The organism is Desulfovibrio sp. (assembly GCF_009712225.1).
In the GTDB taxonomy this organism is placed as follows: domain Bacteria; phylum Desulfobacterota; class Desulfovibrionia; order Desulfovibrionales; family Desulfovibrionaceae; genus Desulfovibrio.
The window spans coordinates 279,894-291,186 of sequence record NZ_WASP01000010.1; the positions used below are offsets into that span (position 1 = coordinate 279,894).

Genomic DNA, 11,293 nt, shown 5'->3' on the forward strand with positions numbered 1-11,293 from the left:
GCCCCCCGCCTCGCTCCCGGCGCGGCCCCGATTGGTGGTAGCCTCAAAAAATATTCATCGGGCAGAAAAACAACGCATATTTCACGCAGACAGTCGCTTCTCAAGCTGCAAAAAGCAAAAACAGACCGCCAGTCAATAAGCTCACCATCAGCACTTTAATGCTGTTTTATTTAATGATTGTCGCCACTCTGGCAGTTTTTACGAAACAGCCCTTCATCCTGTTTTGCGACTTCAATTCCCTTGATTTTTCTGAACAGGGTGCTGCGATCCAGCTGCAAATGCCGGGAGAGCTCGCGCAGGGAACCATAGCGTTTCAAACCCTGCTTGATTACCGCATTCTCCACATTGCGCATGATACTTTTGAGTAATCGCCCTTCTGTTTTGGGGTACCAGCAGGTTTCATCTGCTGGAAGCTGACAGAATTTCTGGCTGTTAGCGTGGCGGGATTTCTGGTTTTGAAACGTCCGGGCCCCAGCTACCCCATGGCACTTCCCCAACGCATGCCCGCCAGGGCAACGCCCCGTTAGCCGTAATCATTGCAGGCGCATGAATGAGATGCGTGGATAAAAAGCCTCGGCGGCAAGAGCCTGCGGGCTCTGCCGCCGCCACGCACGGCTCGCGGATGTGCTACTCTGCCGCCTGCCTGCGGGAAAACAGCTTTGTTATCAGTACAAAGAACAGGGGCGTAAAATAGATTCCAAGGCCGGTAGCCGTTATCATGCCCGCAAAAACAGCCGTACCCAGGGCATTCTGTGCTCCAGACCCGGCCCCGCTACTGATGGCGAGGGGAATTACGCCGAGGATAAAGCACATGGAAGTCATGATGATGGGGCGCAGTCGAAGCCGTGCAGCCTCTATTGTTGCAGCCATAAGCCCTTTGCCTGCATCGTGCTGGGCCTTGGCAAATTCAACGATCAGGATTGAATTCTTTGCCGACAGCCCCACGATGGTGAGCAGCGCAATCTGGAAATAGATGTCGTTGTTCATACCCCGCAGCCACATGCCAGCAAGCGCGCCAATAATGCCCGTTGGCACGGTCATGACCACGGCAAGCGGGATGGTCCAGCTTTCATACAGCGCAGCAAGACTCAAAAAAACAACCAGCAGCGAGATCGCATACAGCATTGGAGCCTGATTGCCAGAAAGCACTTCCTGATAGGAGAGTCCCGTCCATGCAAAATCAAAGCCCTCGGGCAGCTTTTTCCCCGCTTCTTCCATGGCCCGCATTGCCTGACCGGAACTGAACCCGGGCGCGGCAACACCTTCAAGCTTTACGGAAGGCACCCCCTGATAACGGGTAAGCCGCGGAGAGGCACTGATGGAATCAACCCCAAGAAAACTCCTGAAGGCCACCATCTCGCCCGTCTGATTGCGGATAAAGAAGTGCCTGAAATCGTCAACCGATGTGCGGAAACGGGGATTGGCCTGCAGATACACACGCTTTGTCCGCCCTTTATCAAGAAAATCATTGACGTATTCGCCACCCCAGTACGCGCCAATAGCCCCATTGATAACCTCCATGTCCAGATTGAAGGCACCAACTTTGTCGCTATCAATTTTAAGGTTGTATTGCCCTGCATCCACAAGACCGCTGTAACGCGCGTAGCTGATGGCTTTTTGACCCATGGCGTTTTCAATCATTATGTCTTTTGCCTGCATCAAGGCATCATGCCCCCGTGCGCCGCGGTCCATAATTTCCAGATCAAAGCCGGACGAATTGCCCAGCTCCATTACCGCTGGCGGCGCCATCACAAAGACCTGAGCGCCGGGCAGACTGGCAAAATAGGCATTTGCGCGGTCTATGATCCGAAAAACACTTTGATCCCGGTTCCGCTCGCTCCAGTCTTTAAGCAGAGGGATCACCATGGCCGAGCTTTGCCCTGTGCCGCTAAATCCCCAACCGGCAACACTTACAACACTTTTTATGGCGTCCTTTTCATTTTCGCGAAAGTAACGGTCAATCTCTTGCAGAACTTTTTCAGTACGCTCAAATGTAGCGCCAGAAGGAAGCTGCACGTCCAGATAAAGTGTTCCCTGATCTTCTTCGGGAAGAAATGCCGAGGGCAGCCGCATGAACAGCCCTACGCTCACAATCAGCAAAATGACAAAAGCGGCCAGCGCCCGCCTTGGGGCCTTGAATATCCATCTGACCCCCACGGCGTAGCGGGCCGTGATGGCATCAAACCACTTGTTGAATTTGCCAAAGAGGCCCTCGCCTGTTCCGGCAGCGTGCGGTTGCAGCATTGTGGCGCAGAGCGCAGGGGTAAAAACAATGGCCACCACAACAGAAAGCACCATTGCCGCCACTATGGTTATGGAAAACTGGCGATAAATAACACCCGTTGAGCCAGACATGAAGGCCATAGGCACAAACACGGCAGAAATAACCACGGCAACGCCAATAAGAGCGCCTGTAATCTGACGCATGGATTTTAACGAGGCTTCCTTGGGCGAAAGATGCTCATCGCGCATCAGCCGCTCGACATTTTCCACCACCACGATGGCATCATCGACCAGCAGACCAATAGCCAAAACAAGGCCAAACATGGTGAGGGTGTTTATGGTGAATCCGGCCACCGCCAGCACTGCAAAAACACCAAGCAGAACCACGGGCACGGCGATGGCCGGTATGATGGTGGAGCGCACGTTCTGGAGGAAGAGAAACATGACCGCTACCACCAGCACAATTGCCTCTATGAGCGTGTGCTCAACCGAGCTGACTGATTTTTCAACAATAGGCGCACGGTCGTCGGCATACGCGTACTGCAGCCCCTGCGGAAAAAAACGAGACAAGGATTTCAGCTCGGCCTTGATGCCCCTTGTTGTCTCAATGACATTTGCGCCGGCGGCCAGTTTCATTGCCACAGCCACGGCGGGGTGACCGTTATATCTGGTTCTGGCATCAGGGCGTTCTTCATTCAGTTCAACCTGCGCCACATCTCCAAGGCGCAACACCGAACCGTCTTTTTCAACTCGCAGGCGAATCTTTTTAAAATCTTCTACAGTCTCAAGCCGCGATGCGGCATTAACAGTCACGTTAAGTTCCTGCCCCGGAGGCGATGGCGCGGCACCAATCTGACCGCCCGTCACCTGAACATTCTGGGCCTGAATCGCATGTTTGATGTCCTGCGGGTTAAGTCCGTACTGCACCATTTTTTCCGGATTCATCCAGATACGCATGGCGTTCTGCCCACCGTACAACTGTGTTTGCCCAACGCCCTGCACCCGGTTCAGCTGATCAACCACGTTGCTGGCGATATAATCGCTTATATCGCCCTCGCGCATGGGTTCGCCCTCCATGTAAAAGGCAATCATCATAAAGCTGTTGTCTACGGCCTTGCTGACCTGCACGCCCTGCCGCTGCACGGCTTCAGGCAGCATGGGCATCGCCAGTTGCAGCTTGTTTTGCACCTGCACCTGGGCAGTATCGGTGTTTGTTCCGGAGGCAAACGTAAAAGTCATTTCAATGTTGCCGTACGAATCACTGCTGGAGCGCATGTAGAGCAGATTGTCCAACCCGCGCATCTGCTGTTCAATAATCTGTGTAACGCTCTGCTCGGCAACCTTGGCAGATGCCCCCGGGTATTGACCCGATATGGATATCTGCGGCGAGGCAATGTCGGGGTATTGGGCAATGGGCAATGTGCGCAGGGACAGCGCACCCGCCAGCATGATCATGATTGCGACAACCCACGCAAAAATGGGACGGTTTATGAAAAAAGCGGCCATGGGTAACCTCAGTCTGCCTGTGCGGGCTTGCGAAACGACAAGGAAACAGTATCTGCCTGTTGCGGCAGGCCTTTGACAACCTCATCAGGAATCGCCCTCTGCAAGCCAACAACAACAATGGCATCCCCAGGCCTGAGGCCAGACCGCACCAACCAGTTTTTGCCCTGTGCCCTGTCCAGGGTTACGGCGCGCCTCTTAACGATAAAAAGGTCAGCACCAGAGGCGTTCTTTTCCAGCACCAGCGCATGAGCCGCCCCTGAATTATCTGAAACTATCGCGCTTTGCGGCACAAGAATGGCATTTTCAACCACGCCTTCCTCAATCGTCGCCTTTACATACATGCCGGGCAAAAGCAGGCCCTCAGGATTGGGAAACACCGCCCGCAGGTTAACATTGCCGGTGCTCTGCCCCACGGTAATTTCTGATGACAGCAATTCACCCTCTATCCAGCGGGGAGGAACAGACTGATAATCGCTCGTCAACGTGTACGGCGTATCGTCCTCCATCAGCAGATGCACCTTCGCCGAGCCCTCGTTCCTCACAACGGTATTTTGCGCCCACTGCCGCCTCAGCCGCAGCATGTCCAGACTCGACTGGTTGATATCCACGTAGACGTTTTCCGTCTGCTGAATGACTGCCAGCGGCGCAGACTGGTTTGCAGTTACCAGTGCGCCGGGAGTAAAGGCAGACCGCCCGATGCGACCGGCAACGGGGGCCTTGATCTGCGTATAGGCCAGATTGATGGCGGCTGTTTCCAGTGTCGCCCTGGCCCGGGCAACGCGGGCCCTGGCCTGGGCATGATTGGAAATCGCATCATCAAATTCCTGCTGGCTGATCGCCTTTTCATTAATGAGGCGGCGGTAGCGCTCTTCTTTCAAACGCAGGGCAACAGCGGCGGCAATTGCTTCTTCAAGGCTGGCCTTGGCCGTGTTGTAGGCGGCCTGATACTGGGCAGGATCAATCTGGTACAGAACCTGCCCCTTGGTCACGTTGCCCCCCTCTTCAAACAGTCGTTGCTGTATGATGCCGTCTACCTGAGGCCGAACCTCGGACATCACAGCAGCGGATACCCTGCCGGGCAAAACGCTGGATAGCGTAACCCTTTCAGCAACAACGGTTTTATATATTACTTCCGCATGGCCATCGCCTTGCTGGTTATCTGCATTGCAACCCCAAACGAGCAGCATGACAAAGCATGGGGCTAACATTTTCAACAGACGGCATGCCATTGTTGCCGCCTGAACTTTGCGGTGTTGTTCACCAAACATTGGGCACCTCTTGTGCTTGCCGCCAGTGGTGCGACAAGATTTTGATGCCCAAGGATAAAGTATGGAGTTAGTCCAGAGTCAAATTATTTTTTAAAAATAATAAAATTTACTGAATAAATATTATAACACCGTTAAATATAATAAATAAAAATATTAACTGAGCTTATTGCCAAAGCTTTTGACTATGGAGTAAGTCAAGTAAAATACCAACTGAGGAAAATCATGAAGTACCTAACGACAGGTGAGTTTGCAAAACTGTGTGGAACCTCAAAGGATACGCTGATCTTCTACGACAGGCAGGGGCTTTTGAAACCCTCAGACGTCAACGGCAAAAAGTATCGCCGCTATACACTGGACCAGTATTTTGATTACGATCTCATAAACATGCTTAAGGAAACCGGCAGCTCTCTTGCTGAAATCAAAGAGCACCTGGCGCACAGGGAACCAGCCAGAATGCTGCAGCTCTTCCAGCAAAAAAAGATAAAGCTTGATCAGGAAAAGAAACGGATCGCCCAACGCGCCCGGTTGGTGGATGAGCTTATCGTCATGACGAAAGACGCCATCAGCACCAAATACGGAATTTTTGAAATCGTAGAGATGAAAGAGCAGACGCTGGAGCTGATGCGCATAGACGCGACAGTTCAGGAAAGTGAAGAAGACTGTGTTTCTTCGCTTGTGGAAGTTAACCGCTACTTTGAAAAACAGAATCGCCTTCCTACCGGCCCGTTTGGCATTCTTACCTCGAGGGCCGATGTTCTTTCCCGCAACTATTTCGCCGGTTTTTTCTTTTGCGGCGCGTCAAGGCAAACACCAAAGGCCGACCTGCACATAAAGCCCAAGGGCAGGTACGCCACCATTGCCCATCTGGGCGACATCAAATCGCACAAACAGGCCTATATAGAATTTATCAATAAAATTGAGAATGAAAATTACAAAATATTGAGCGGCGTCTACGCATACGACTTGATAGGTTACATCATTTCAGATGCTGAAACGTCCTCATACGGCATGCGCTATTGCGTGCTTGTAGAGTAAGGCTCCGCAGCCCTCAAATACACTTCAGGTACTACACAGAAATATCCGGGCACCGCCGCCTGGCCCGATATATAGCGCCGTGCGTCAGGCCCTGCGCCCCAAGATCACTGCCCTGCCCGCATGGCATTGCTGCCCGGCAGTAAACCCCGCCCCACATGCCGCCACATCCTGCCAGGCCATGCCGTGGCGCGTTCCTTCTGCCCATTCTGGTCAAAACGCTTGATATCCCGCAGTGGGGGCGAGCCAACTGCCTCCTGCACTCGCGGCTGAGCAAGGGCGCACTTTCATACCCCACGCAGGGCCGCGATTGCCGCATCCAGGTTCTCCATCAGCAGGAGAGTCTTGCTTCCCTTTCGCACGATTGTGCAAAAATAAAAGAGAATCGGCCTATCCTGCCACCACCCAGTGGTTTTATAAACTGACTGAAAAGAAGCCCGATTGCCATAAACGGGAGGGTTGCCACAGCAAGAATTGGGAATGGCCCGGCATGACAATGACAGGCATGGAGGTGGTCAGGAGTGGCACACGCCAGAATCGCCCGAATAAAAGGCAACAATCCCTCCAGACTACAAACAGCAGGAGGTCACAATGTACAGGCAGCGTCTGGTGTTTTTGCTGGCAGCATCCTTTTTTACACTTTGCCACTGGGGGCAAGCCATGGCTCAAGACCACGCTGAAATGCTCAACGAAAAACAGCGCAGCATTGCCATCATTGCCGCATTTACGGCTACCGGCAATCTGGAACGGCTTAAACCGGCACTGCAGGAAGGACTGAATGCGGGTCTGACCGTCAATGAAATCAAGGAAATTCTGGTTCAGATGTACGCTTACGCAGGTTTTCCACGCAGCCTGAACGGCTTGGCCCTGTTTAGCGACACGCTTGATGCACGGAAAGCCCAAGGAATTGAAGACCCCCAGGGCGCTGAAGCTCGCCCCGTCCCCGCAATGGACAGGAATGCATACGGGGCACAGATGCGGGCACACCTGACAGGCAGAAAAGAAGACATTTCAAACCAGAAGTGGCAGCAATTTTCGCCAGTTATAGACACTTTTCTTAAAGAGCACCTGTTTGCCGACATATTTGCCCGCGACGTGTTCGACGAAAAATGCCGCGAGCTTGCAACTATCGGAGCTCTCGCCGCCATGCAGGGAACACGCCCACAGCTGCAGAGCCATCTCGGCATGTCACTCAACATCGGGCTGACGCCGCCGCAGCTTCGGGATTTTGCCTCCCTGATTGAAACCCACGTCGGCACACAGGAAGGAATAACCGCAAGGGAAGCTCTGGGTGCGGTTCTGAAGGCCCGTGAACAGAAGTAATTCTGCAAAAATCACAGGTCAGGCCATATTTTTTGACACAGCACAAGCTTTAACACCGAGAGAGCAGCACCATGTCTGACAAAGCAACTATTGACGGCATTTTTGCCTGTGGCCCCGAAAACACGGCTTATGCCCGGTATTTTGTGGGCCAAAGCTATCTGAACATACTCTCCCGAGAAGGTGTCCATATCGCCAACGTCACCTTTGAACCCGGCTGCCGCAATAACTGGCATATCCACAATGCGGCCAAAGGAGGCGGGCAGATACTTTTGTGCACGGCCGGGCACGGCTGGTATCAGGAATGGAACAAGCCTGCCCAGGCTTTGCGCCCCGGCGACGTGGTGCATATTGCCGCTGGAGTCAAACACTGGCACGGCGCAGCCAGTCACAGCTGGTTTTCGCATCTGGCGGTGGAGGTGCCGGGTGAAGACGCCTCCAACGAATGGCTTGAGCCTGTCGCAGCAGCTGACTACGCCGCGCTTGGGTAACGGGTGCCCAGCTGCCCCTCCCCCACCAGCAAACGCTTACCAGCCAGCAATGCAGGCATCCCAACATACTGCGAGTCTCACCCGAGGCCCGCAACAGTCAATGGGAGGTTCGCAATCTGAATGCACTCAACACTTGGAAATCAATGAACAGCTCCACAACCGCTGGCAATGACGTCAAAGTCGTCACCAGCGCCCTATTTATGTCTATTCTTGGCGCATTGATGGCGTTTACGTCACTGTCCACAGATATCTATCTTCCGGCAATGCCCGCCATGGCCCACGAGCTTAGTGGTGACGCAGAATATACCATCACAGGCTTTCTGGTGGGCTTTGCCATTGCGCAGCTGGTTTGGGGGCCCATCAGTGACAGTTTGGGCCGCAAGCTTCCGCTTTTTGTCGGCATGCTGATTTTTGCCATAGGTGCTGCGGGCTGCGCCATGTCCTATTCCATCACGCAAATCGTCAGCTGGCGGGTTGTGCAAGCTTTTGGCGCATGCACCGGCCCCATGCTGGCCCGGGCAATGATTCGTGATCTTTTTTCACGCACACGTTCGGCGCAAATGATGTCCACCCTGATGATCATCATGGCCATAGCGCCGATTGTTGGGCCACTGCTGGGGGGGCAGCTTATACGGATCAGCAGCTGGCACAGCATATTCTGGCTGCTGACCGCAATCGGCGCTCTGATGTTTATATCGCTCTTATGGCTGCCAGAGACCCTGCCTGCAGAAAAAAGGACGTCGACCTCTGTGGGCAATGCTTTCAACAACTATCTGTTTCTGTTGAAGCATGGCGTATTCATGCGCTTCACGCTTTGCGTTACGTTTTATTATGTCGCTGCGTACGCCTTTATTGCCGGGTCACCACAGGTTTACATCAGCTATTACAATGTAGACCCTCAGCACTACGGCTGGCTTTTTGCTCTGAACATTGCCGGGGTTATGGCTGTCAGCTTTTTCAACCGCTTTCTGGTCATCCGATTTTCCCTGCGCCGCCTGCTGCAGATCGCAACGGGCATTGCGTTTTTGGCAATGGCTGCCATGGCGGCATTAAACATGGCCGAACCACACCGCATGCTTGTCATTGTGGGGATGGTTTTCATCTTCTTTTCAATGAACGGCATTGTTGCCGCTTCGGCCACCGCCGCAGCTCTGGATGAAGTGCCCCACATTGCAGGGTCGGCTTCGGCATTGATCGGGTCCCTGCAGTATGGAAGCGGCATTGTTTCCTCACTGCTGCTAGCCGCGTTCAACGATGGCACACCGGCAACGATGATCTGGATCATGCTGTTTTTTACGGCAGCGGCACTGTTAACCGTTGCTGGAAAAAACAAAAAATATGCATGACAGGATACTGCTGGGTTCTCTGACTGAACGTTGTTGAGGTAGGCACCCACGCGACATTTTTTAAACAAAGACAGTCTCTTAACCTCATAAAAAAGTGAACAGCATCATGACTGGTAAAAACAGCAATGGGAGTACGGATCAATCGCGGCGCAACCTGCTGAAACTGGCGGCGACCGGCCTGTTGGCCGGCATGGTCGCGCCGCTGGTTGACCTGGGCTCGCCTATGGCCGCAGGATTGGCCTTGCAGGGCAAAAACGTTCTTACCGTTTATTACTCCTGGACAGGCAACACCCGATTGATGGCAGGCATTATCAATGAAATGGTGGGCGGCGACATGGTACGCATTGAAACGGTAGCCCCCTACCCGACCGAATATCGCGAAACCACAAAGCAGGCACGCAAAGAGCTTGAATCGGGATTCAAGCCTCCCCTCACAACCAGACTGACAAACATAGACACGTACGATGTCATCTTTGTCGGTTCACCCTGCTGGTGGGGCACGATAGCCACGCCGGTCATCTCGTTTTTGTCCGGCTACGACCTTTCGGGCAAGACGCTGGTTCCATTCATGACCCACAAAGGCAGCGGCCTGGGCAGAACAGTTGCCCATGTGCGTGAGTTATGCCCTGCATCTGCGGTACTGCAGGGCAAGGCCCTATGGGGCGACTCGGCCAGCAAATCAGAAAAAGAAATTTCAGACTGGCTGCGCAGCCTGAACATGGCCTAGGATAGAAGCATTATAACCGGAATTTATGGCTGGAATACATACATGATAAAAATTTTACTGTGTTTTATACTGCTGCTCGCCCTTGGTGCGGGTGGTATCTACCTGTACATCGGACAAGCGAAATTCGGCCGTATTCCCCAGGGGGAAAGGCTCAACCGCATACACCAGTCGCCAAACTACCGGAACGGCGAATTCCACAACCGTGAACCATTCAGCCTGCTCACAAAGGATGGCGCGTTCAGCAGCCTTATCAAGTTTGTCTTTCGTAATGGCGACAATCTGGCTCCTGCCGCACCCATGCCAGTGGTCAAGACGAACATCAAAGAGCTGGACCCGAATCAGGACGTGGTAGTGTGGCTTGGGCATTCATCATTCTTTGTCCGCCTCAACGGGCGGGCCATCCTGATCGACCCAGTGTTCAGCGACCATGCTTCACCGGTCTGGTTTTCCACCCGCGCCTTCGCCGGCACATCACTTTACACAGCGGACGATATGCCCTTCATAGACTGTCTGCTCATTTCACACGACCACTGGGATCATCTGGATTACGACACCGTTACGGCGTTGCGCCCCAAGATCGGGCAGGTGGTTACCGGCCTGGGCGTGGGCGAGCACTTTGCCCGCTGGGGATTTTCAGATGCCATTGTTCATGAGGCCGATTGGGATGAAGACGTGCGCATTGACGATACGCTTGTCATACATGTGCTGACGGCACGACATTTTTCTGGTCGGCTTCTGGACCGCAACAAATCCCTTTGGGTTTCCTTTGCCATGGAAACTCCGGGGCGTAAGATATTTTACAGTGGTGACAGCGGCTATGGGCAGCACTTCAAGGCTATCGGAGAGCGGTTTGGCGGCTTTGATTTTGCCATGCTCGAATGCGGTCAGTACAATGAAGACTGGCCAGACGTGCACATGATGCCCGAGCAGTCGGTTCAGGCGGCCGCCGACCTGCGGGCAGGGGCGGCCATGCCCGCGCATAACGGCAAATTCAGCATCGCGTACCATTCATGGGATGAGCCGTTCGAACGCTTCAGCAATGCCAGCTCGGGCAAACCTTTTCATCTGGTCACACCCAGAATCGGCGAATCCGTAAACCTGTCTGGTCAAGCGCTGCCTCATGCCCAGTGGTGGAACATGCAGAACATGCAACCCACAGACGGGGTCAAAACAATCGTCATAAAATAAGACTCCATGGATATGGTTGTGTTTGCCAGCGAAAATTCAAACACGCCTCATGATTTTCTGTCAGGGAAGGGCAGGACAAGGAGCGGCATAGGCTGCCACCTTGTCTGCCCTTCATCTGCGCCCCAATATCCCCACGATATTCTGTTCATGCTTTTGCTGGCACTGATGAAACCAGCATGGCGACCCGCATCC

The 11,293-nt window shown here is 53.5% G+C and carries 9 protein-coding genes; 6 read left to right on the forward strand and 3 right to left on the reverse strand.

Annotated features, from left to right (window positions below):
• Positions 1 to 170 precede the first annotated feature (170 nt).
• The 3 genes from F8N36_RS13560 to F8N36_RS13570 form a co-directional block, all read right to left on the reverse strand.
• Complete coding sequence (locus F8N36_RS13560; protein WP_291333350.1) at positions 171 to 497, reverse strand: hypothetical protein; 327 nt, start codon at positions 495 to 497, stop codon at positions 171 to 173.
• Between the two features lie 130 nt (positions 498 to 627).
• Positions 628 to 3,729 (reverse strand): efflux RND transporter permease subunit, encoded by a 3,102-nt coding sequence (locus tag F8N36_RS13565; protein WP_291333351.1) that lies wholly within the window; start codon positions 3,727 to 3,729, stop codon positions 628 to 630.
• Positions 3,730 to 3,737: 8 nt separating this feature from the next.
• Positions 3,738 to 4,997 carry an efflux RND transporter periplasmic adaptor subunit gene (locus F8N36_RS13570; RefSeq protein ID WP_366247053.1) on the reverse strand — a complete coding sequence of 420 codons (1,260 nt, stop codon included), beginning with the start codon at positions 4,995 to 4,997 and terminating at the stop codon, positions 3,738 to 3,740.
• A gap of 222 nt (positions 4,998 to 5,219) precedes the next feature.
• Between F8N36_RS13570 and F8N36_RS13575 the strand changes: the two genes are divergently transcribed.
• The 6 genes from F8N36_RS13575 (at position 5,220) to F8N36_RS13600 (ending at position 11,101) form a co-directional block, all read left to right on the forward strand.
• Positions 5,220 to 6,032 (forward strand): MerR family transcriptional regulator, encoded by an 813-nt coding sequence (locus F8N36_RS13575; RefSeq protein WP_291333353.1) that lies wholly within the window; start codon positions 5,220 to 5,222, stop codon positions 6,030 to 6,032.
• 588 nt (positions 6,033 to 6,620) lie between these two features.
• The gene (locus F8N36_RS13580) at positions 6,621 to 7,352 is read left to right on the forward strand and encodes a carboxymuconolactone decarboxylase family protein (RefSeq protein ID WP_291333354.1); all 732 of its coding nucleotides are present in this window, start codon (positions 6,621 to 6,623) and stop codon (positions 7,350 to 7,352) included.
• A gap of 71 nt (positions 7,353 to 7,423) precedes the next feature.
• Entirely contained in the window at positions 7,424 to 7,840 is a 417-nt protein-coding gene (locus F8N36_RS13585) for a cupin domain-containing protein (RefSeq protein WP_291333355.1), read from the forward strand.
• Between the two features lie 143 nt (positions 7,841 to 7,983).
• A complete protein-coding gene (locus F8N36_RS13590) occupies positions 7,984 to 9,186 on the forward strand; it encodes a multidrug effflux MFS transporter (protein WP_291333356.1) in 1,203 nt (400 codons plus the stop codon).
• A gap of 94 nt (positions 9,187 to 9,280) precedes the next feature.
• Entirely contained in the window at positions 9,281 to 9,913 is a 633-nt protein-coding gene (locus F8N36_RS13595; RefSeq protein ID WP_291333357.1) for a flavodoxin, read from the forward strand.
• 42 nt (positions 9,914 to 9,955) lie between these two features.
• Positions 9,956 to 11,101: an MBL fold metallo-hydrolase gene (locus F8N36_RS13600; RefSeq protein WP_291333358.1), complete on the forward strand. Its 1,146-nt coding sequence runs from the start codon at positions 9,956 to 9,958 to the stop codon at positions 11,099 to 11,101.
• The last annotated feature ends 192 nt before the right edge of the window (positions 11,102 to 11,293 follow it).